General features: G+C 70.6%; 17 protein-coding genes. 2 read left to right on the forward strand and 15 right to left on the reverse strand.

Features of this window, described 5'->3' with window-relative positions; all coding sequences use genetic code 11:
• Nucleotides 1-95: 95 nt before the first annotated feature.
• The 10 genes from J2X55_RS05880 to J2X55_RS05925 all read right to left on the reverse strand — a co-directional run bounded on the left by J2X55_RS05880 (nucleotide 96) and on the right by J2X55_RS05925 (nucleotide 11,309).
• Entirely contained in the window at nucleotides 96-1,040 is a 945-nt protein-coding gene (locus J2X55_RS05880) for a 5'-nucleotidase (RefSeq protein ID WP_309822348.1), read from the reverse strand.
• 65 nt (nucleotides 1,041-1,105) lie between these two features.
• Complete coding sequence (locus tag J2X55_RS05885; RefSeq protein ID WP_309822350.1) at nucleotides 1,106-2,200, reverse strand: type I restriction enzyme HsdR N-terminal domain-containing protein; 1,095 nt, start codon at nucleotides 2,198-2,200, stop codon at nucleotides 1,106-1,108.
• A 131-nt stretch (nucleotides 2,201-2,331) separates the two neighbouring features.
• Nucleotides 2,332-2,736 carry a hypothetical protein gene (locus J2X55_RS05890; protein WP_309822352.1) on the reverse strand — a complete coding sequence of 135 codons (405 nt, stop codon included), beginning with the start codon at nucleotides 2,734-2,736 and terminating at the stop codon, nucleotides 2,332-2,334.
• 281 nt (nucleotides 2,737-3,017) lie between these two features.
• Nucleotides 3,018-5,915 carry a chitobiase/beta-hexosaminidase C-terminal domain-containing protein gene (locus J2X55_RS05895; protein ID WP_309822353.1) on the reverse strand — a complete coding sequence of 966 codons (2,898 nt, stop codon included), beginning with the start codon at nucleotides 5,913-5,915 and terminating at the stop codon, nucleotides 3,018-3,020.
• 279 nt (nucleotides 5,916-6,194) lie between these two features.
• Nucleotides 6,195-6,812 carry a bifunctional 4-hydroxy-2-oxoglutarate aldolase/2-dehydro-3-deoxy-phosphogluconate aldolase gene (eda, locus tag J2X55_RS05900; RefSeq protein ID WP_309822354.1) on the reverse strand — a complete coding sequence of 206 codons (618 nt, stop codon included), beginning with the start codon at nucleotides 6,810-6,812 and terminating at the stop codon, nucleotides 6,195-6,197.
• A 10-nt stretch (nucleotides 6,813-6,822) separates the two neighbouring features.
• Nucleotides 6,823-7,548, reverse strand: coding sequence for an SDR family oxidoreductase (locus J2X55_RS05905; protein WP_309822355.1), 726 nt, complete (start codon nucleotides 7,546-7,548; stop codon nucleotides 6,823-6,825).
• The gene (locus tag J2X55_RS05910; protein WP_309822356.1) at nucleotides 7,545-9,056 is read right to left on the reverse strand and encodes an FGGY family carbohydrate kinase; all 1,512 of its coding nucleotides are present in this window, start codon (nucleotides 9,054-9,056) and stop codon (nucleotides 7,545-7,547) included. Before J2X55_RS05910 ends, J2X55_RS05905 begins: the two co-directional genes overlap by 4 nt.
• A 3-nt stretch (nucleotides 9,057-9,059) precedes the next feature.
• On the reverse strand, nucleotides 9,060-10,028 hold the full coding sequence (locus J2X55_RS05915; protein WP_309822357.1) for a shikimate dehydrogenase: 969 nt from the start codon (nucleotides 10,026-10,028) through the stop codon (nucleotides 9,060-9,062).
• Nucleotides 10,025-10,714 carry a deoxyribose-phosphate aldolase gene (gene deoC / locus J2X55_RS05920; RefSeq protein WP_309822358.1) on the reverse strand — a complete coding sequence of 230 codons (690 nt, stop codon included), beginning with the start codon at nucleotides 10,712-10,714 and terminating at the stop codon, nucleotides 10,025-10,027. The genes J2X55_RS05915 and deoC overlap by 4 nt, the downstream gene beginning before the upstream one ends.
• Nucleotides 10,707-11,309, reverse strand: a complete 603-nt coding sequence (locus tag J2X55_RS05925; protein ID WP_309822359.1) for a glucose-6-phosphate isomerase family protein — start codon at nucleotides 11,307-11,309, stop codon at nucleotides 10,707-10,709. Before J2X55_RS05925 ends, deoC begins: the two co-directional genes overlap by 8 nt.
• A 134-nt stretch (nucleotides 11,310-11,443) precedes the next feature.
• Between J2X55_RS05925 and J2X55_RS05930 the strand changes: the two genes are divergently transcribed.
• Nucleotides 11,444-13,897: a glycosyl hydrolase 2 galactose-binding domain-containing protein gene (locus tag J2X55_RS05930; protein ID WP_309822360.1), complete on the forward strand. Its 2,454-nt coding sequence runs from the start codon at nucleotides 11,444-11,446 to the stop codon at nucleotides 13,895-13,897.
• Nucleotides 13,898-13,963: 66 nt separating this feature from the next.
• Here J2X55_RS05930 and J2X55_RS05935 read toward each other — a convergent pair whose 3' ends face one another.
• Genes J2X55_RS05935 through J2X55_RS05945 form a run of 3 tightly spaced genes read right to left on the reverse strand, consistent with a single transcriptional unit; the run spans nucleotide 13,964 to nucleotide 16,745 of the window.
• Nucleotides 13,964-14,893 carry a phosphotriesterase gene (locus tag J2X55_RS05935; protein WP_115915783.1) on the reverse strand — a complete coding sequence of 310 codons (930 nt, stop codon included), beginning with the start codon at nucleotides 14,891-14,893 and terminating at the stop codon, nucleotides 13,964-13,966.
• Nucleotides 14,890-15,846, reverse strand: a complete 957-nt coding sequence (locus tag J2X55_RS05940) for an NAD(P)-dependent oxidoreductase (RefSeq protein WP_115915782.1) — start codon at nucleotides 15,844-15,846, stop codon at nucleotides 14,890-14,892. The genes J2X55_RS05935 and J2X55_RS05940 overlap by 4 nt, the downstream gene beginning before the upstream one ends.
• Nucleotides 15,843-16,745: an SIS domain-containing protein gene (locus J2X55_RS05945; protein ID WP_309822362.1), complete on the reverse strand. Its 903-nt coding sequence runs from the start codon at nucleotides 16,743-16,745 to the stop codon at nucleotides 15,843-15,845. Before J2X55_RS05945 ends, J2X55_RS05940 begins: the two co-directional genes overlap by 4 nt.
• A gap of 74 nt (nucleotides 16,746-16,819) precedes the next feature.
• Between J2X55_RS05945 and J2X55_RS05950 the strand changes: the two genes are divergently transcribed.
• On the forward strand, nucleotides 16,820-17,581 hold the full coding sequence (locus J2X55_RS05950) for an SDR family oxidoreductase (RefSeq protein ID WP_309822363.1): 762 nt from the start codon (nucleotides 16,820-16,822) through the stop codon (nucleotides 17,579-17,581).
• A 163-nt stretch (nucleotides 17,582-17,744) separates the two neighbouring features.
• Here J2X55_RS05950 and J2X55_RS05955 read toward each other — a convergent pair whose 3' ends face one another.
• Nucleotides 17,745-20,270 carry a family 78 glycoside hydrolase catalytic domain gene (locus tag J2X55_RS05955; protein ID WP_309822364.1) on the reverse strand — a complete coding sequence of 842 codons (2,526 nt, stop codon included), beginning with the start codon at nucleotides 20,268-20,270 and terminating at the stop codon, nucleotides 17,745-17,747.
• Nucleotides 20,267-21,577 (reverse strand): DUF3863 domain-containing protein, encoded by a 1,311-nt coding sequence (locus tag J2X55_RS05960; protein WP_309822365.1) that lies wholly within the window; start codon nucleotides 21,575-21,577, stop codon nucleotides 20,267-20,269. The genes J2X55_RS05955 and J2X55_RS05960 overlap by 4 nt, the downstream gene beginning before the upstream one ends.
• Nucleotides 21,578-21,656 lie beyond the last annotated feature (79 nt).

Here is a 21,656-nt window from a genome sequence, read left to right on the forward strand (position 1 = left end):
GCGGTTTACCGCTGCCTCCTGCGGGTAGTCGCTCAAGTCGCACGCGCACGAAGTACCGTTCTCCGCATCACTAGCGGACCAGGGGCGGTCCCTTACTAGCCGCGGGGGTTGTTGAGTAGTCCGAACGGCACGTGAACACTGGGCACGTCGTTCTGTGCTCCGTCTAGGTGCGTGCGCTGGTCCTCGAAGAAGATATGCGGGCGGAGGACGCGAAGGACTTTTGCCTTTTCGATGCCTCCGAGGAAGAACGCGTCGTTCACGCGAAGACCACGTGCGCGCAACGTGCGGATGACGCGCTCGTGCGACGGCGCGTTTCGAGCGGTGACGATAGCAACGTGCACCCGCCGGTTGTAGTCGTGGTCGACGCTGGCGCGTTTCTCCTCTATGTCCTGAATGCGATTGATGTCTCGAAGAAGCTTGGCAAGGCGCCCCTCGGCGATGGGCACTTCAACGTTGTCGACTTCGTGCGTGTGGAACGCGGCGAGCCCGGAGGTCTGCATAACCTGTTCGGACGAATCGTCCGCGAGGACGCCGTCGAAGTCGAACGCGATGCGGAGATCGCCAGCCCCTGTCGGCCTGTCAGATCCACCAGAAGCAGGCGTTCCAATGACTTGCCCTGCGGCAAAGCCCATCTCAAGCGCCTCTCGAACGTCACGCTCGTTGGCGGACAGGAAGAGCGACATGTCGAGCGCCTCCATGAACCTGTGGGGAGAACGGCCCTGCATGAAGATTGCCCTAGTGATCGAGAGATGGTGCGCTTCGATCGACTTCATGACCCGAAGCCCAGTTTCCGGGTCGTTTCTCGACAAGACGATCACCTCGACGAGTCGTTTACCATCGTCTAGGTCGTTGAGCGAAAGCAGTCGTTGCACGAAGGGGAAGGCGACCCCGGGCCTCAGGGTGTCGTTCAAATGCTCCTCTTGATACTCGCGGTAGCCGTCTTCGCCTCGCTCCACAAACACCGCATGCGACTCTGCGAGATCGAAAAGTGCACTCGAAGCGACACCGATGACGAGCATGTTCTCTAGGTCGTAAGGCACTTCTATTCCTTCGGTCAGTCCTCGTCGGCCTCTGCGCGGCCGAAAGAACGGGTAGTTCCGGGGTGTTACCGGTAACGTACGACGGCCTCGCGGATCGCATCGGCGTGCTCGTAAATTTCATCGAGCTCGTCAATAGCGTGTCGGGTCTCGACCTTCTGCTCGTCGAGGAGGCCGAGGTACTTCTGGCGTCCATTGAAGTGAAGACGAGCGACTGGCTTCCGGTTGTTGTCGTCGAGGAGCACGGCGAAGTAGCTCTTGGCGTCACGGTGCGTGACGCGCTGCGGCTTTGTCTCGCCGCAGGCGATGGCCTTGACGATCTGGTACCCCTCGAGTTCCTCGAGAGTCGTCTCAATCTCGGTGTCGCGTTCGAGGTCTGCTTGCGCGGCAGGCTCGCTCGAGACGGAGGCGGGTGCTTCGGCGGATACGGGGATTGCGACCCCGGCGCCGGCCCCAAGTGCGGTCTTGAGGCGGTCGTTGACACTCTCGGTCAGGAACTGGCGCGAGGCCTTTGTCACCAACGAGGTGAACTGTTCACGGACCTTCGCGGTGTACGCACCCTCATAGACGCGCTGCGTGAAGAACTTGATCCATTCGTCGCTCGGTTCGCGAAACTGCCCCGCGATCTCGCGCTTGAGAGCACCGACGTACTTGAGCTCCTCAGCCGCGCTGATGATCGAGTCCAGGTCGAAGTTGTCCTTGCTGAGCTTCTGGACCTCGGGAATAAGTGTGTCGTCGATGTCGAGCAGGTCCAGGACGAGGAACGGCTTGGCATCCATTTTGTTCGGGGCATCGAGATCGGTGAAGAACTGCCAGATCACACCGTTGGTCAGAGCGGCGATACGGGCATTCGTGGTGGAGAAGTAACGGAACAGTTGCGACGCGTGTTCGATTTTGGGGGCACCGGTCGATGCCTTGCATTCGATGAGAATCTGCACCTCGGCGTCACGCATGATCGCGTAATCGACCTTCTCGCCCTTCTTGATGCCCACGTCAGCGGTGAACTCGGGAACGACCTCGAGTGGATCGAACACGTCGTAGCCCAGGATGCTCGAGATGAACGGCATGACGAAAGCGTTCTTGGTCGCCTCCTCCGTGCCGATTGCTGACGCTTGATTGTTCACCTTGGTTGCGAGCGCGGCGAGTCGGTCCTGAAATTCCATCGGTCCCCCATGCTGAAGAAATACTTCCCCGATGGTGGCACGCGGCGACTTCCCTGTGCGTTGTTCTCAGAGGGGTTCTTTCGCAATCCGGCCCAGCAGTTCCGTTTCTGGGAGAGGCCGCATTTGTCCGGTTATCTGACGTCGGGCTCCTGCACGCCAGCGAGATCGTGCAGGGCACGGAAGCTCGCTTCGTGCTGCTCCCGCAGGGCCCCCCACCCGGCACTCGGGTCGATCGCCTCGGGAGAGGGAACCGTGACGGCGAACCCGTGCTGGGCGCGCGGAACCGCCTCGCCGGGCAGCCGGAGCTCCTGCGTGAACGCCCCCGTATCGGGCGCGAATGTCAGGGTGTGCGCGGCGATGTCGTGGTCCCAGTCGGCCGACGGCCAGGACATGAAGGCGACGTGGCGCGGGGGATCGAGCGGGACCGTGGCGGACACCCAGCAGCCGTGGTGATCTTCGCCGGGCGAGAGGATCGTGTACGTCCCGCCCTCGCGGTAGACCAGCAGCGCTTCGCGGAACGGCTTCTGCGAGAACATGGCCGTGTATTACAGGGCTTGCGCGAAGATCGGCTGTCCGAGGGTCAGGGTGACGGTGGTCGGCTGCTGCGGCATCGATCAGGGGCCTTTCTGATCCGGGCGGGGTCTTCCATCCACCCATAGACGTCGCCCACACAGCAATGCCGGCGGCCATGTGTTCGCCATGGCTTCGCTGGAGGAGTGGCCCCGCCCTCGCGGAGGTCGGTGAGAAATTTTCATCCACCCCGCAAGGAGCCCGCCCGCGCCGAGCGGCGCAAGCGGGCTCCCGCGGCACGAGCAGGTCAGCGCAGGTGGAACTCCACCGTGGTGGTGTTGCCCGCGGCATCCTGGACGATCATCGTGTTCTCGCCCGAGACGGCACCGAAGACGCCCGGGGCGACGAAGTTCACGTCCGACCACTCGTTGTCGACGAGGTCTTTCACGACACCGTTGATGGTGGCGCGATCGATCTTGCCGGCGTCGTACAGCTTGAAGCTCACCTTGTCGTACGCCTCGGCGCTGCCCTGCGTGAACGCGTCACCCTGCTTGACCGTGACGGTGGGAGCCGTGGTGTCGGTCGGGGTGTCGTCGGCGGCGACCACGCGGATGTCGTCGACGAACGCGGTGTTGTCGCCGTCGGTCGTGGTGGCGACGATCGAGATCGTGTGCTCGCCCTGCGTCACCGTGAACGGCGCGGTCTCGTAGTACTGGTACTCGCCGCCGACCGGCACGTAGCGCCCCAGCGTCTGACCGTCGACCTGCACGTCGAACTCCTGCTGACCGCCGTAGCCCACGCGATTGGCCGCCGCGAACGTCAGCGCGAAGGTACCCGCGGGGAACACGACCGTCTGATCGAGGCGGCTGGCCAGACCCGAGTCGCTCTTCAGGTACGCCGTGCGCTCGCCCTCCGGGGCGGGCGAGGTGGGCGTGAACACGCTGTTGTTGTGCTGGATGCCGGCGCGAGCGCTGAACGTCCAGCCGTTCACCATCGGGCCGTTCGCGGTGCCGCCCGTGGCGGGGCGCTCGAAGCCGGCGTTGAAGATGCTCACCAGCGGCGGCTCCTCGGAGGTGTCGGGGTTGACGAAGCACCGGTTGTCGCCGCTGGGGTTCGGGTTCGAGCCGAACGAGGCGACCGAGCAGTCGACGCCGTCGGTGAAGGCGCCGAACACGAACTGCCCCGCGGAGCCGAACGCCACGTTCGCCTCGCCGTCGAAGGCGCACGTGCCGCCGTCGGCGTACTGGCAGAAGGTGTAGCCGTCGGGGGCGTTCTGCACGTCGAGCACCTTGTACAGCCGTGACGTCACGCCCGAGGCGGTGTCGCCCGGGGCGATCGCGACCGCGCGCAGGTAGGTCGTCTTGAGCGGTTCGAGGAAGATCTGTCCTGTGTACGCGGTGGAGGATGCCGTGGGCTCGCTGCCGTCGGTCGTGTAGAAGATCTGTGCTCCGGGCGTGCCACTGGTGATCGTCACGGCCTCGACGGACGGGTACATGCCGCCCGGCAGGCTGAACACCGGGGCGTCGGTGACGCCCGCGGTGCTCGCCGGGGTCACCTCGACCAGCGCGACGCCGTACTCGCCGCTGGGGAGGGTGGCCCGCACGGCGACGCTGCGCTCGGTGTCGACCGCGGGGGCGGTGAAGACGCCGTTCGCATCGACGCTGCCGTTGCCGTCTCCCACGACCGACCAGGCGGGCGTTCCGGTGCCGTCGATCACGCTCGCGCCCAGCTGCACCTGACCGCTGCCGGCGACCTCGGAGCGCACGGGGGTCATCTTGACCTGCGTCGCGGCGGGGGCCGTGGTGTAGATGGCGTAGCTGTGTTCGGCGCCGACGGTGTCATCGGTGAAGGAGTTGCCCGCGGGAGTCAGCGTGCCGGTCGAGGCCGGGAGCAGCGCGTTGTCTTCGGGCTGCGCGATCGCATCGGTGTAGGGGATGCGGGTGAAGTCGTCGGTGGCGTCGCCGCCCTCGAACTGCACGCGCACGTCTTTCGACGAGCCCTCCTGCGTCTCGACGAGCACGGTCAGCTCGCCGTCCGGCGCGCGGAACGCCGTGGCGCGCACGTCGTCATCGGACACCTCGGTGCCGAGCACGGTGCTGTGCGCCGGCACGTAGCGCAGCAGCGGACCGGCCTCGTAGAACGCGGCCGTGGGCGCCAGCCCGAGGATCAACGAGTCCCACAGGTTGTAGGAGCCGTTCGTGTCGCCCGCGGGGTCGCCGGTCATGACGCCGTTGAGCTGCCAGATGAGGTTCGAGTGCACGCCGTCGTTGGCGCTGCGGACGATGTAGTTGGCGTACCCGGTCTCCCACACGCTCGTGCCGGGGTTGGTCCAGCCCATCTCGGAGAGGTTGAGCGGGGCGTCGCCGATCACCGCGCGGCGCTGGGCGATGGCATCCCCCATCGCCTCGTACGACTCGCCGTACAAGTGGAACGAATACTGGTCGAACACGTCGCCGGCGTTCTCGGCCATGTACTGCGTCCAGGCGACGGCGTTGACCTCTTCAGGACCCCAGATCTGCACGTCGTCGCGCAAACCGTCGGTTTTCAGCCGGTCGCTCACGGCGCGCGCCATGTCGGCGTAGTACGCCTTCTCGTCACCGGGCGCCCAGAAGTCCCAGCTGCCGTTGGGCTCGTTGTAGAACGTCAGGTAGTCGACGTTGTCGTAGCCGCGGTCGAAGAGGTTCTGCAGCAGAGCGGATGCCGAGGCGCCGTACGCCGGCAGATCGGCCGGGGCCGAGATGTAGGGGTCGGGTGCGCCGGGGATGGTGAACCAGTCGTGGACGCGCTCGCCGACCTTCCACCCGAAGTTCAGCTCGATCTCGGTGCCCGCGGCTTTGAACGCGTCGAGGTAGCGGTAGAACGCCTGCATCTCGGGGCTCTCGAAGTCGTACTGCCCCTTCTGCAGCTCCATCCAGTCGATCTGGAACCACACGCGCGCCACCTTCGGGCGCAGCGTCTGGATGCGCTCGACGTCGACCTCCCAGTCGGCATCGTCGTAGCCGTACTTCGTCGTCCCCTCGAGCAGGCTCCCCGGGATGACGTTGACCCCGACGCCGAGATAGTCCTCCTGCACCGTCTGATCGAGGTGGACGGTGACGGTGCGCTGCTCGTCGGCCGCGGATGCCACGGTCGCGGGGAGGAACAGGGCGCTGGCGACGACACTGGTCGCCGCCGTGAGGGCGAGGGCTGTGCGCCGTCGACTCATGGGATCTCCTATCGCCATTGATGCGGGGATGGCGAGAGGACCATCGAAATGTAGTCCTGCTACGCCGGGGGTGACGTGAGCGAGGCTATGCGGTTGCGATGCGGGGCGCAAGTGGCGGAAAGTCGCGGATTTCGTTGAAGGTGTCGATGTAGTGAAGGTAGTGAGGCTACTCGCACGCGTGTGGCAAGTGCCGCGGCTACTCGGCAGAGCGCGGGCGAGGGGCGCGCCGATCCACCCCCGTCGCGCCCATGTCCGGGCGTGCGGGGGCGAGGACGGGGCTCAGGCCGCGGGCACGCCGATCGCCGCGGTGGCCTCGGACGAGAGCGCGCGGACGGTCTCGGCATCCCGTGCTGCCAGGGCGGCCGCCGGAACCATCCACGAGCCGCTGACGGCGAAGACCGACGGCAGCGCGAGGTACTCCGCGGCGTTGGCCGCCGACACCCCGCCCGAGGGGAGGAACCGCACGTCGGGAAAGGGCCCCGCGAAAGCCCTCAGCGCCGAGGGGCCGCCCACCGCCGCGGCGGGGAAGACCTTGAGGTGGTCGAGGCCCGCGGCCACGGCACGCTGGATCTCGGTGGCCGTCGCGACCCCCGGCACCAGGGGAACGCCGCGCGCGGCGGCGCGCTCGGCCACCGCGTCGTCGAAGCCGGGGGAGACGAGGTAGGTCGCCCCGGCGTCGACGGCCTCGTCGACCTGCCGTGCGGTGGTGACCGTGCCGGCGCCCACCGCGAAGCCCGAGCGACCGGCGATCGCGCGGATCGCGTCGAGCGCGGCCGGGGTGCGCAGGGTGATCTCGGCGCACGGGATGCCGCCCGCGGCCAGGGCATCGGCGAGGTCGGGGGCGAACGCCGCGTCGTCGAGCACGACGACGGGGACGATGCGACTGTCGTTCAGCATGATCGGTGGCTCAGGCGTCTTGGGAGGTGGGCGCCACGACGATCTCGCGGAAGCTCACGTGCTGCGGCTGCTGGTAGGCCGTGAGGATCGCCGCGGCGATGTCGTCGGGCACGAGACCCCCGCCGATGCTCTTCTTGTAGTCGTTGTAGCCGTCGAGCACGTCGCCCTCGCCGGTGTTGCCGAGCAGGCCCGTGTCGACCATGCCCGGTGCGACGAGCAGCACGCGGACGCCGTGCGCGGCGTTCTCGCGCCGCAGTCCCTCGGTCATGGCGTGGACGGCGTACTTCGTGCCGTTGTAGACCACGTGGTTTTCGTAGAGCTGTTTGCCCGCGATCGAGCCGATGTTCACGATCGTGCCGCGGCCGCGCTGCTGCATGCCCGGGAGCACGAGCTGCGAGTTCTTCACCAGGGCCACGCAGTTGACGTCGAACTGCTCCTGCACGAGCGCCGGGTCCTGCTCGGCGACCGCCGACAGCGCCATCAGTCCGGCGTTGTTGACCAGCAGGTCGACCGGCCCGAAACGCTCCTCGGCGCGGGCGAGGGCGGCGGACACGGCGGCGGTGTCGGTCACATCGGCCTCGGCGAGCTCGGCATCCGGCAGCCCGAGGGCGGCCATCGGCGCGAGGCGGCGCGCGATGAGGAGCAGGGGGTGACCGGCGGCCGAGAAGGCGCGCGCGGTCGCGGCACCGATGCCGGAGCTGGCGCCGGTGACGACGACGAGGGGGAGGGAGGTCATGGGGTCTCTTTCGCGGAGGTGGATCGGGCGAACAGGGCGGCGGCGTCGGACGCGGCGGCGAAGCGCTCGCGGAGCGCGTCGTAGGCGGCGACGCCGTCGGAATCGGGGACGATGCGCTCCAGCTCGACGTGCGCGTCGTCGACCACGTCGAACGAGCTCCACGTGCCGGAGCCGACGAAGACGAGCGCCGCGGCGCCGAGGGTGGCCGCCTGCTGGTCGACGGAGGTGCGCAGAAGGGGAGTGTCGAGCACGTCGGCGTAGATGCGGTTCCACAGGGGCGACCGGCTGCCGCCCCCCGACACGAGCAGATCGGCGTCGGCGGGCAGGCCGCTGAGCGCGCGCATGTGGCGCAGGCTGCGATCGAGGGCGAAGGCGACGCCCTCGAGGCACGCGCGCACGAGATCAGCTGTGCCGGTGCCCAGCTCGAGCCCGGTGAGGGCACCGCGGACGCCGCTACCGCCCTCGAGCGGCGTGCCGCCCGCGAGCGTCGGTACGAGCACCGCCCCGCGCGCTCCGCGGGGGCTGTCCTCGGCGCGGTCGATGAGCTCGCCGATGTCGCCGCCCGGCGCGAGCAGGTCGCGCAGCCACGTCAGGGTCGTCCCGCTGCTGAAGGTCGACAGGGCGCTGACGTGCAGGCCGGGGATGGCATGGCGGAACACATAGGGGCGGGTGGCGACGTCGACCACCGGCGAGCGAGAGGTCACCGTCATCCAGCTCGACGAACCGAGCGCGGCGTACAGGCGGCCCTCTCGGGTGCCGCGCGAGCCGAGCGCCATCGCCGCGTTGTCGACCGCGCCCGCGTGCACGGGGACGCCCGCGGGCAGGCCCAGCGCCTCGGCCGCCTCGGGGCGGAGCGTACCCACGACCTCGGCCGCCTCGCGCGGGGGAGCGAACAGCGCGCGGTCGATGCCCGCCGCCTCGAGAACCTCGTCGTCGTAGGCGCCCGTGGTGAGGTCGTAGGCGCCCGTCCCGGATGCCATGGAGTGATCGGTCGCGATCTCACCGGTCAGCCGCAGCGTGATCCAGTCCTTCGAGCCGAGCAGCCAACGGGTGCGCGACCATCGCTCGGGCTCTTCGCGCCGCATCGTGCGCGCCTTGAAGACGGGGTACAGCGCGGCGCCGAAGCCGTTGCCGGTGCGCAGATACCAGGCGTCCTCGTCGATGCGCTCGAAGACGTCGGCGCTCCGGCCACGGGTGTCCGACCAGATCGGCGTCGTATCCGACAGGAGCTCGCCGCGCTCGTCGACCTGCACGACGCCCAGGCTCTGCCCCGATAGCGCCAGGCCGATCACGGCGTCGCGGGCGCCGGGCACCTCGGCCAGCACGGTGCGGGTGGCCGAGGCCACGGCATCCCACCACTCTTCCGGCCGCTGCTCGGCGCGACCCGGCGCGGGGTGGACGGTGGGGTAGGTCACGACCGTCTCGGAGAGCGACCGGCCGTCGGCCGACCACAGCGACGCCTTGCAGCCACCGGTGCCGAGGTCGAGAGCGAGAGCGAGCGGCCCCATGGGTCAGCGCGTGGCCAGGGCGAGGTCGCTCAGCCGCTCGAAAGCGGGCCCCGAGGTGGGGATGTCGATGTCGAACACCTCGGCGATGACCTGCGTCCATCCGTGCACGAAGTAGATCCAACCATCCTCGACGCGCAAGGTGCGAGCATCGGCCTGGGCGCGGGCCTGGTCGAGGAAGACCAGGTCGCCGCGGTAGTTCAGGTCCCACGCCACGCCGTCGTGCGGGAAGACCGCGTCGTCGGGGAGGGGCGAGCCGGGGGCATCCTTGCCAAGACCGGTCGCGTTGACGACGAGCGACCGCGGCGCCAGGTCTGCCAGCACGCGGGCGTTGTCGGCGGGCGTCGGAGTCAGGTGGTACTCGAACCGCGTGTCGGTCGGCAGCGACTCGTGGATCTCGCGCAGGTGGTCGAGGCGCGCGGCCGAGCGGTTGGTGACGACGATGCGAGCCGGACGATCGAGCCCGCGCTCGCGCTGCGACAGGTACCAGCTGATGGCGATCGTGGAGCCGCCGGCACCCAGCAGCAGCGCGTCGGCCGGGCCGCCCGACCAGAAGCCCTCGGGCAGGAACGCGTCGAGCGCGAGACCGCTCGAGATCGGGTCCTTTGCGTGGCACACGAGCCGGCCGTCGCGCTTGAACAGGCAACTGGTCTCGCCCATCAGCTCGGCGAACGGATCGATCTCGTCGAACAGGTCGCGGCACGCGGCGTACAGGTCGATCTTGTGCGTGGTCACCAGGGCGCCGAGGCTCAGCGGATCCTCGGCGATGAAGCGGACGACGCGGCGATAGTCCTCGGCGGGCGCGTGCAGCGGCAGGTCGATGCCCTGCAGCACGGCATCCGTGAGTCCGAGGTGCTCGGCCCACAGCGGGAAGACGTGCTGGATCGACGAGCGACCCGTCGTCACGCCGATGAAGTAGAGCGTGGGCACGGTTGCCGGGCGCAGGGTGTCGGCGGTCAGGGTGGGAAAGGTCATGGCTTCTCCTTCGAGGCCGCGACGGCGACCAGGGCGGCGTCGGCGTTCATGCCGAAGCGGGTGACCCCGAGTCGGGCCATCTCGCGGACGGTGTCGATGTCGCGGATGCCGCCGGCGGCCTTCAGCGCGGCGCGACCGGCCGCACGCTCGGCGATCAGGCGGATGTGGGCGAGCGAGGTCGGCACGCCCGACCAGCCGGTTCCCGTCTTGATCCACGGGATGCCGGCCGCCACGGCGGCGTCGACGCCGCGGCGGATGTCGTCGTCGTCGAGGCGCCCGACCTCGAGGATCGCGCGCAGCGGGACCCGCCCGTCGACGACCTCGGCGACCGCGGCGAGCTCGCGCTCGACGTATGCGCCGTCGCCGGAGCGCAGCCGGCCGATCGCGACCACGACGTCGAGCTCCTGCGCGCCGAGCTCGAGCAGCTCGGCAGCCTCCGTGACCTTGGTCGCGGTGGTCGCGCCGCCGCTCGGGAAGGCGACCGGCGAGCCGGCGAGCACGGGGCTGCCGTGCAGACGCTCGCGAAGGTACGGCAGCCAGTTCGGCAGGACGTGGGCGCTGACGAAGCCACCGGCCACCGCGCGCCGGGCGAGCTCGTCGACGTCGTCACGGTCGTGCTGCGCCTGCACGCAGCTGATGTCGATGTGGCGAGCGAGATCGGCCAGGACGGCCTCGGCGTCAGGCACGGTAGCCTCCGTGGTCGGGGTTGGCGCGGGTGGTCCATCCGGAGTCGCCGGCGACGACGAGCTGCTGCATCCCACCGGCGTCGGCGATGAGGCCGTAGTCCTGACCGGCCTCGGTGGCGTAGGCGAACAGCGTCACGAGCGTGTCGTCTCCGACGTTGACGCTGCGGTGCACCCACCCGCCGGGGACGTGCACGACGACGCCCGGACCGATCGGCAGTGCGCGCGACTCGCCCTCGACCGATTCGAGCAGCATCACGCCCGAGCCGGACAGGCCGTAGTACAGCTCGGCGAACTCGGACTGGGCGTGCAGGTGTCCGCGCGTCATCGCGAACTCGTCGCCGATGCGGCCGGGCCGCAGGACGCTGAGACCGATCGTGAGAGCGCCTCGCCCGGTCTCGGGCGTGCTGCTCTCGACCCAGTACACGGGCTCGCCGGTGTCGCGGTCGAGGGCCTCGGCGAACGCGGCCTCATCGCGGTAGACCCCGGCGAGGTCGCCGAGATGCTTCTCGTATCTCTCGGAACGTCCGTCGAGCAGCCCGCTGGCGGTATCCACGGACAGTCGGGCCGGTTCGGCCGGTCGTGCAACGGCGCACATCAGTCGATCTCCTTCACGCGCGACCGCGACGGTCGCTGAGTAGTCAGACTACAAGAAATGTCCACCGAGGGGCAATCCGGCCTCATTTCGACGCTCGACGGGGCGGGTCTAGGTAGTTGTGCTACTTCTGGAGGATGAGCTTTTCCGCACTCACCGATGGCTGGACGCTTCACCACGCCGGGGGCGACGTCCCCGAGTCGTTCGCGGCGATCCCCGCCCGTCCGATCCCCGCGACCGTGCCCGGAGTCGTGCACACCGACCTGCTCGCCGCGGGCCTCATCCCCGACCCGTACGTCGACGACAACGAGGCATTGCTCGCGTGGATCGGGCACAACGACTGGGCCTACGAGACGACCTTCGTCTGGACCCCGGACGGCGAGAGCGTGCACGACCTCGTCGCGGAGGGCCTCGACACCGTCGCGCTCGTCACCCTGAACGGCGCGGAGATCGCCCGCACCCGCAATCAGCACCGCACGTACCGTTGGCCGGTCGACGGCATCCTGCGCGAGGGGGAGAACCGCCTGCGCGTGGAGTTCGCCTCGCCCATCGCGTACGCCCGCGAGCGCGAGGCCGTGCTCGGGGAGCGGCCGCACTCGTACGTTCACCCCTTCAACGCGATCCGCAAGTCGGCGTGCAACTTCGGGTGGGACTGGGGCCCCGCGCTCGTCACGAGCGGCATCTGGCGACGCATCGGCATCGACTCGTGGAGCGGATGCCGCCTGGCCACCGTCCGGCCCCAGACCGGGGTCGGCGGGGACCCCCGCCGTCTGCGCCTCGAGGTGGAGCTGCAGCGCGAGGTCGCGGGCGACATCACCGTGCGCGCCGAGGTCGCCGGGGCCGTGCTCGAGGCCGTCGTCGCGGGCGAGGCGACGACCGCCGTGCTCGAGGCGGTGATTCCGGATGCCGAGGTCTGGTGGCCGCGCGGATACGGCGCCCCCGCGCTGTCGTCGCTCGTCGTGACCGCCGGTGCGGACCGCTGGGAGAAGCGGATCGGCTTCCGCGCCGTCGAGATCGACACCACCCCCGACGACGACGGGACCCCGTTCGTCGTGCGACTGAACGGCCGCGACGTGTACGTGCGCGGGGCCAACTGGATCCCCGAAGACACCTTCTTCCCCCGCGTCACCCGCGAGCGGCTCGCCGAGCGGTTCCGGGACGCGACCGATGCCGGCATGAACCTCCTGCGGGTGTGGGGCGGCGGCATCTACGAGTCGGACGACTTCTACGATCTCGCCGACGAGAACGGGATCCTGGTCTGGCAGGACTTCCTCCTCGCGTGCGCGGCGTACAGCGAAGAGGCCGAGCTCTGGGACGAGTTCGCCGCCGAGGCGCGCGACAACGTCACGCGTCTGGCGAGCCACGCGAGCCTCGTCGTCTGGAACGGCGGCAACGAGAACATCTGGGGCTGGGTGGACTGGAAGTGGCGGCCACAACTGCGCGGCGCCACCTGGGGCGACGGGTACTACCAAGACCTGTTCCCCTCGATCGTCGCCGAACTCGCGCCCGCGACCCCCTACTCGCCCGGGAGCCCCTACGGCTTCAGCCGGTACGTGCACCCGAACGACCCCGCACACGGCACCACCCACATCTGGGACGTGTGGAATCAGGTCGACTACGACGTGTACCGCGACTACCGCCCGCGCTTCGTGTCAGAGTTCGGCTTCCAGGGCCCGGCGGCCTGGTCGACGCTCTTCTCGGTCGTGCACGACGAGCCCGCCGACCCCTACGGCCCGCTGATGCTGGTGCACCAGAAGGCGGTGGACGGCAACGGCAAGCTGGAGCGGGGGCTCGGTGCCCACATCGCGGCACCCGCCACGATCGACGACTGGCACTGGGCGACCCAGCTCAATCAGGCACGCGCGGTGGCGTCGGGCATCGCCCACTTCCGCTCGCTGCATCCCCTCAATCAGGGCGCGATCGTCTGGCAGCTCAACGACTGCTGGCCGGTCATCTCGTGGGCGGCGGTCGACTCCCACGGCATCCGGAAGCCCCTCTGGCATGCGCTGCGTGCCGTCTACGCCGACCGCTTCGCGTCGTTACAGCCGAGGGAGGGCGCGGTGGTCCTGGCGCTGCACAACGACAGTGACGACGCCTGGAGCGGGACCGTCGTGCTGCGGCGGGTGACGCTCGACGGCGTCGAGAGGGCACGCGTCGAACGGTCCGTCCACGTCGCGGCCCGCTCGGCGGCCCTCGTCGAGGTGCCCGAGACCCTGAGCGCGACCGGAGACCCCGCGCGGGGGGTGCTCGTCGCGGACCTGCCCGGCGGCGAGCGGGCGTTCTGGTTCTTCGACGAGGACCCGGCACTCTCGCTCGACCCCGACCCGGTGTCGGTCTCGGTGCGTGCCGTCGACGGCGGCTACGAGGCGACCGCCGTCGCGCGCGCAGTCGCGAAGGACGTGACGCTGCTGGTCGATCGGGTGCACGCCGCGGCACGCGTGGATCGCGCCCTGGTCACCCTGCTGCCGGGGGAGTCCGCGGTCTTCCGCATCGAGGCGCCCGAGGGCCTCGACGCGGACGCGTTCGGACGCCGCCCCGTGCTGCGCTCGGCCAACGACCTCGTCGCCGTCGCGCAGCCCGCGCTCGGCTGACGGCGACCGACCGCGCCCCCGCGCCGTGCTCCCCCCAACGGAGCGCGGCCCGGGGGTGCGGGAACCTCAGCGCCAGGTGAGCCAGGCCGCGGGATTGCGCCGCAGCACGGCGTCGGCGAGATCGTCGCCGCCCTCGCGTCGCAGGCGCGGCACGAAGCGCTCGCCGAGGTAGCGCAGCCCCGGGATGCCGCCGTACGCGGCGTACCGCGTGCGCCGGGCGACGTCGCCGCCGAGGAGGATGCGCTCGACAGCTCCGGCCTCGGCCGCGCGGACGAGGCAGTCCAGGATCACCGCGTCGGGGTGCTCGCGGGCGCGCGCGGGACCGTCGTAGCCGAGGTACGCGCCCGCCGCCGCGAGCTCGGCGTGCAGGCCCGGGTCGGGATTGCGGTCGATGTGGGCGAGGGCCACGCGGTCGGCCGCGACCCCCACGGCGTCGAGGGCGGCGAGGGCTTCGAACGCCGCCGTCCCGTGCTCGAGGTGCACCATCACGGGGGCGCCCGTCGCGGTGTGGGCGCGCCCGACGGCCTCGATGGTGCGAGCGGAGTGCGCGTCGATGCGCCAGTAGCCGAGACCCGCCTTCAGCACGCCCGCGCGCACCGCCGGGTCGCGCTCGCCGCCGGGCTCGGCTGCACCCGTCACGAGATCGGCCTCGAACGCTGCGGCCAGATCGTCGACCCCCGCGTCGAGAAGGGGATCGCCGTCGCGGTAGTGCTCCCGGCGGTGCAGGCCGGTCGTGAGCACCACCCGCACGCCGGTGGCCTCGGCGATGCGTCGCGTGGCGGCGGGGCGGCGGCCGAGCCCGAGAGGCGTGGCATCCACCATCGTCTCGAATCCGGATGCCGCGAACTGCCGCGTCTCCTCGCGACTGAGGTCTTCGTCGTCGAGGTCGTCTCCGGGCAGCAGCGGCGACACCTGGAAGAGGTGCTCGTGGTAGTCGACGCGCCCGAGCTCGGACGGGTCGACGTCACCGGCGGCCGTCCGGACGAAGCCCGTCATGCCGGCACGGGGTGGGCCGGAGTCGCCCCGCGTAGCAGCGCCACCATGTCGGCCACCGCCATGCGCCCCATCTCGTCGACGCCCTCGCGGGTCTGCGCGCCGAGGTGCGCGGTGACCACGACGCGATCGGCCAGGTCGCCCGCGAGAAGGGGAGACGCGGTGTCGCCGACGTTCTCGATCGCGAGGGTGTCGGCCGCGTACGCCACGACACGACCGCGCCGGGCGGCGCGGGCGACGGCCTGCTCATCGACGAGGTCGGCGCGGGCGGTGTTGACCAGCAGCACGGGGCGCTCGTCGGCCGCGAGCCAGCTCTCGTCGATCACGGTCTGACCACCGGGCGCGTGTAGTGTCACGACATCGCAGCGGCTCGCGAGCCCCGCGACGTCGGTGCGTTCGACGTTCTCGAAGAGTGGATCGGAGGGGTCGACCCACGGATCGGCGCCGAGCACGGTCGCTCCGAACGCGCGGAGCCGGTCGATCACGAGGCGGCCGATGCGGCCGAGACCGACGACCCCGACGGTGAGGGCCGAGAGCTCGCGCGCGGAACGGCCCGACCAGTCGCCGGCCCGGACGCGCCGGTCGGCGGCGGGGATGCCCCGCAGCGCGGTCAGCAGCAGCGCGAGGGTGTGCTCGGCTACGGCGGCCGAATTCGCGCCCGGCGTGTTCGTGACGGGGATGCCACGCGCGGCGGCCGCGGCAAGATCGACGTTGTCGACGCCCACCCCGTAGCGCGCGATGCCCCGCAGACGCGGCGCGAGATCGAGGTGCTCGGCCGTCACCGGACCCGTGCCGGCGATCCACCCCTCGGCGTCGGCCAGCAGCGGCGCCAGCTCGTCGAGGCGGTGCGCGGAGCCGGCCCGGACGAGCCGGTATCCGGCCTCGGTGAGCGCCGCGGCGGCGTCGAACGCCCCCGAGCCGAACGAGCGCGAGGTCACCAGCACCGTGGCGGTCACGACGGCTCCTCACCCGTGCTGTCGGAGTGGCGCATCGCCGCCAGCTCGCTTTTCATGCGCCGCACGGCCGCGGTGTGCTCGGGCGAGCGGCGCAGGGCGACGCCCGTGGCGAGGATGTCGATGACCACGAGACCGGCGAGGCGGCTCGTCGACGGCGTGTACACGTCGGTGTCTTCGAAGGTGCGCACGATCAGGGGAATGTCGGCGATCTCCGACAGCGGGCTCGTGCGTCCGGTGAGCGAGATGACCGTTCCCCCGGCCTTCTGGGCCGCGCGTGCCACGGTGAGGGTCTGCTCCGTGTGGCCCGTGTTGGAAATCGCCACGGTGACGCTGCGCGGGCCCGACATGGTGGCGGCGATGAACTGCTGGTGGAAGTCCTCGGGGGACTGGCAGGGGACACCGAAGAGGGGGAACTTCTGCTGCGCGTCCTGGGCGATCACGCCGCTCGCGCCGAAGCCGACGAAGAGGATGTCGCTGGCATCCAGGATCGCGGCGATCGCCTTCTCGACGGCGGCCGGGGCCAGGGTGCGCCGCGCGCGGTCGAGGCTCGAGATGGTGTGGTCGAAGATCTTCTCGGCCACGTCGGCGGGGGAGTCGTCCGCCGTGATCGACGAGTGCGTGACGGGGAGGCCGAGGGCGAGGGTCTGCGCCAGCTGGATCTTGAAGTCCTGGAACCCCTCGCAGCCCACGGAGCTGCAGAAGCGCATGACCGTGGGTTCGCTCACCTCGGCGGCCTCGGCGAGACCCGCCATCGTGAACTGCGCGGCGCTGCCGGGATCGTCGAGGACGATCGCGGCGACCCGCTGTTCGGAGCGGCGCAGATGCGGCAATTGCCGGGTGATGCGCTCGAGGAGGGTGTCGGTGGACTCTTCGCTGGCCGGCTCGACGTTGAGGGTCATCGCGAGCTCCTTCCATGTAGTATGGCTACATCTTAGCTGATGCGCGCTCCATGGCGGAGTGCCGAAGGGGGACGATGATGTACCGGGAACGGCTGGAACTGACGGATCGCGTCGCGGTGGTCACGGGAGGATCCCGGGGGATCGGCCTCGCCGTCGTCACCGCCCTCGTCGAATTCGGTGCGCGGGTCGTCATCGCCGACGTCCTCGACGAAGCGGGCGCGGAGGCCGCCTCGTCGTTCCCCGGCGGTCGGGTGTCGTACGTGCACCTCGACGTCACCGACCCCGCTGCCGTCGAGGCCACTTTCGCCGATGTGGCGCAGCGCCTCGGCTCCGTCGACGTCCTCGTCACCTCCGCGGGGATCGCCAACCACCAGCCGTCGCTCGACCTGGAGCGCGAGACCTGGGACCGCGTGCTTGCGGTCAACGCCACGGGCACCTTCTGGTGCGCTCGCGAGGCGGCCCGCCACATGGGCGAGCGTGGCGGATCGATCGTCGCGATCGGGTCGATGTCCGGAGAGCTGGCCAACGCGCCGCAGCGCCAGGCGGCCTACAACGCGTCGAAGGGGGCGGTGCACCTCGCGGTGAAGTCGCTCGCGATCGAGTTCGCCGAGCAGAACATCCGCGTCAACGCCGTCGCCCCGGGTTACGTCGGCACCGATCTGACCAAGCAGGGCGTCCCCGACGAGTGGTGGGACGACTGGGTGCGCCGCACTCCGATGGGCCGACTCGGCGCCCCCGAGGAGATCGGGTCGCTCGTGGCCTTCCTCGCCTCCGACGCGGCGTCGTACATGACCGGCTCGGTGGTGCTGATCGACGGCGGTTACTCCGCCTGGTGATCGCTCGTGCGGCCCGCGCCGATGCCCCGGACGGGGCGCGGCGCGGGCCGTTCTCGCGTGCGGGGGAGGATGCCGCGTCCGTCGAGGCGGATGTCGCGGCGCGCACGCGGGCCCCGGCGCGGGCTCCGGAGGCGCGCCCCCGGCCCGGCCGAGGCCTGCCCGGTCAGCCCGCGGGCACCGCCGCCACGAGCCCCGCCCGCACCTCGTGCGTCCCGGCCCCGACGCGACGCCGCAGCCCGGGAAGCTCGATCTCGGCGGTCACCCCGACCGGCACGGTGCACGTGAGCACGACCTGGTCGCCCTCGAGGTGCCACGCCACCGCGATCTCGCCGTACGGCGTGCGCACCGCCGCGTCGGCGCGGTCGAGGGCGGTGCCGATCACGCGCGGGGCGATGCGCGCACGCCGCCACCCCGGCTCGAGCGGGGAGAGCCCGGCGACAGCGCCGTAGAGCCAGTCGTCGAGCGTGCCGAGGAAGTAGTGGCCCCGCGAGCGCGACTCCTCCTTCCAGTGCTCCCAGAGCGAGGTCGCGCCCCGCTGCACCCAGAACCCCCAGCTGGGGAAGGTGGTCTGCAGTGCCACCCCGACGGCCGTCTCGACGTGTCCATAGCGGGTGAGCTGCGGGAGCAGGTGCTTGGTGGCCAGGGCCCCGGTCGACAGGTGGTGGTCGCGCTCGACGACGTCCCGCGCGAGGCGGTCGGCGGCGGTCTGCCGGTCGCTCTCGGGCAGCACGTGGAAGGCGAGGGCGAGCACGGTGTGCGCCTGCCGGTATCCCGCGTCGCCGACCCCCCGCACCTCACCGCGGGCGGCATCCCAGAACTCCCGAACGAAGGCGCGGCGCGCGACGGCTGCGGCGGTGCGCCACTCGTCGACGTCGTGCCCCAGGACCCCGGCGATCTCGGCGGCGGTGTCGCACATGGCGATGACGAACGCCGTCGCCGCGATCCGGGTGTCTTCCGGGGCGTTGCCGCCGCCGGCATCGGTCTCGGGGCTGACCCAGTCGCCGAGGGTGGTGTCGGAGATGCCGTCCACCGAGCGGCCGATCTCGAAGCGCAGGTAGTCGCGCGCGTCGGGCCACACGTCGGCGAGCACGCGCTCGTCTCCCCGCTGGCGGTAGATCTCCCACGGCACGAGCAGGAGGGCCGAGTGCCAGGTGGGTGCGGGCGACCAGTCCATGTGCCACCCGCCGTGCGGGGCGATGACCTCGGGCGCTCCCGCGCCGTGGCGCGAGGCGGCGATGTCGTCGGACCACTTCGCGAGCAGCTCGTGCACGTCGAGGTTGAGCAGCATCATCTCGGCGCCCACCATGCCGTCGCCGGTCCAGCCGTTCTTCTCGTACTTCGGGGTGTCGGTGGGCAGGCCGTGCAGGTTGTTGAGGATCGTGCGGACGGTGAGCTCGTGCAGCGTGTCGAGCAGGGGCGACGAGCTGGAGAAGCGCCCGGTGCGCGGTGCGCGGGTGTGCACGACGCGCGCCCGCAGCGCGGGCACCGACCGCGCGCGCACCTCCACGTGCTGGAACCCGTACCAGGTGAATCGTGGATGCCAGTGCACCGGCGCGTCCGCGAGCGTCAGGCGCGCGGTCTGGAACCGCCCGTCGAAGTACCCCTTCTCGTCGTCGTAGTTGGGTGTGCCGTCGGCGCGCAGCGTTTCGCCGAAGCGCAGCTCGACGACGGCGCCGTCGTCGGCCTCGGCGTCAACCTCGACCCAACCGGCGATCACGCGGGGGAACGACACGACCCACCGGTCCTCGGCGAGCGCCGTCACCGACACCGGCTCGAGCAGTTCTCCCTCGACGATGGGGGGCTGGCGCTGCGGCACGGGGCGGCCCCGGGGACCGTCGACGACGGGAGCCGGCATCCACTCCCCGTCGTCGAACGCGGCGCTGCTCCAGTCGGGTCGGTCGCGACGCGCGGCGTAGTCCTCGCCGGCGTAGAGGTCGTCGAGAAGAGTTGGGCCGGATGCCGTGCGCCAGTCCGCTCCGCTCACGATGACCCGCTCGCCGCCGGCGCCCCGCGCCACGAGCAGCACCCGGGCGCACGGCTCGGCGTGCCAGGGAGCGCGCTCCCAGTCCCAGGTGTTGCGCCCGCGCATGCCGTAGAAGCCGCGGCCCAGCTCGAGGCCGAGGGCGTGCGGCCCCGGTTCGAGGCGGTCGGTGACGTCGACGACGGTGTATTGCGCCGTCACGTCGTAGTCGGTGAAGCCGGGCCCGAGTACGCCGTCGTCGACCGCTCGCCCGTCGAGCTCGACGCGCGCGAGCCCGCCGGCGGCGACGACCAGAAACGCCTCGTCCACCTGTCCCTCGACCTCGAAGGTCATCCGGAGCAGGGGAGCGGCGGTGGCCTCGGGCGGCCCCGACACGAAGAGGGACCCGTGCCAGTCGTCGTCGGTGACGGCCGTGACGAACGAGCCCGAGGCGACGGCGTCTCCCGCGGTGGTGGTGACGACGACCGTCCAGGCGTAGCGCCGGAGCGGCCGCAGCGTCGGACCCTCGTAGGCGATGTCGACGCTCCGGTCGGAGTCCACGCGGCCGGTGCTCCACACCGTGCCGTCGCGGTCGGCGACGGTGAGACGGTACGACAGCTGGCGCGCGCCCGGAACGTCGCTACGCAGCACCCATCCGAATCGGGGATCGTCGGGGACGCCGACCGGATCGACGGTGTGCTCGACCGTCAGGTCGCCGACGGCGATCACGCGCGCACCTGCAGCTCGGCGAGCTCGGGGGCGTCCGCCCACGTGCGTTCGAGGGCGGCCTCGACGTCGGGGTGCGCGGCGAAGAAGCGTCCCAGTGCGACGGGGCGGTCCTGGGGGCGGGTCTGTTTCTGGTTGATCTCGCCCAGCAGGCTCCAGCGGCGGTCGCCGAGCCGCGTCGGCTCGCCGGGGGCGTCGAGGTACGACGTGTAGTCGAAGACCTCGACCTCGTCTCCCACCCGGACGACGCCGAGGCGGAAGTCGGCCGTCATGAACCACGTGACGGTCTCTCCGGCGCGCGAGCCCTGCACGCCGGACCCCGACTGCTGCAGCAGATAGGCAAGGCCCTCGTTGTCGGGGTGGTGCTGCCGCCACTCCTCGCCGAAGGCTCCGATCGTCGTGACCTCGAGGTCGCTCCAGGTCTCGCGGATCCCACGCAACCAGCCGGTCCACGCGTCGAGGGTGGTCGGGTCGTGCTCCAGGCCTCGTGCGACCTCGCTGATCTCATAGTTCACGGTCAGCCATCCCAGGCCGTTGCGCTGCACGTTGCGGTCGTCGAGGTGCGCGGCGCTCGTCGCGTACAGCTCGCGCAGGGCCTCGGAGCGGGGGAGGCGGTGCAGCGTCTCGATGGGGCCGAGTCCGAGCCGCGAGTTGAACTGCGACGACATCCCCGCCCCGCGGGCGGCGACGAGGTCGACCGTCCACCCGTCGAGCTGCACGGCATCGGTGCGCTCGGCGCCGCGCCCGGGGACGAGGAAGTTCCCCCGCGAGGGGTAGTACGGGTACGCGAGGGAGCCGTCGCCGTCCTGGAGGTCGATGTCGAACTGGCTCCAGATGTTCCCCTGCACGGTGCGGATGCCGAGATCGCGGGCGCGGGCGATGTTATCGGCCGCGAGGAAGCCGGCGACGAGCGAGGTGGTCGCCCGGTCGAACGACCCGTGCAGCAGGTCGACGGCATCCGAGATGTCGCGGGCCACGTCGTCGCGCGAGCCGTAGAGGTTGGCGAAGAAGCCGCCGGGGACGAACGTGACGTCGTCTCCGTGTTCGGCAGCGATGCGGGCGAGGGTGTGGCGGATGTCGCGGTAGCGGGGCGAGTCGTCGGTCAGCGCGCCCCACGACAACGCCCACGTGAGTCGCGCGTCGGGAACGGCGCTGCGCACGGCATCCGAGAAGCGCTCCACGAGGGCGGCGGAGTGCAGGGGCGTCTCGTCCTCCCAGAGGGAGCGGTCGCGCGTCGCCTCGATCTGGTGGCGTCGCACGATGGTGTTGATGGTCAGTCGGCGGCCGATCGACGTCGAAGGGGAGTCCATGAGGCAACACCCTATGAGGGGGAGACGCGATCCGCGTAGTCTGACTAGCAATTCCTCGCTCAATTCGCGTCATCTTGCG

The sequence above is a fragment of the Microbacterium sp. 1154 genome (assembly GCF_031455375.1).
Classification (GTDB): Bacteria; Actinomycetota; Actinomycetes; order Actinomycetales; family Microbacteriaceae; genus Microbacterium.